We start from the raw sequence: 235 nt of genomic DNA, 5'->3' as shown, positions 1-235 counted from the left end.
AATCCCCGAATAGGTGCTGCCGCCCTGGCTCAGCATGTTGTCGGTGTGCTCTCGGCCAACCTCGAAATGCAGGTTGCCGGGTCGGCGATTCACGTAGTGCCCAGGCTGGAACAGTTGGGTGCCCGCGCCGCTGAGCAACAGGTGCTGGCGGTTCACCGCCGAACCATCGGGGCGGTTCATGCCATAGGGCAGGCTGACGCTGATATCCAGCGGCACTTGATGGCCGTCAGCGTTA

Annotated in this window: 1 pseudogene; it reads right to left on the bottom strand. The window is 63.0% G+C overall.

Annotated elements, in window-relative coordinates:
* A pseudogene (locus tag ACFZPT_RS27060) lies at positions 1 to 235 on the bottom strand (hypothetical protein); the annotation flags it as partial.

This window comes from Pseudomonas sp. MD330_10, from assembly GCF_042610415.1.
Classification (GTDB): Bacteria; Pseudomonadota; Gammaproteobacteria; order Pseudomonadales; family Pseudomonadaceae; genus Aquipseudomonas; species Aquipseudomonas rhodesiae.
The sequence above is the reverse complement of the archived record's forward strand: the minus strand, read 5'-3'. Positions and strand labels throughout refer to the sequence as shown.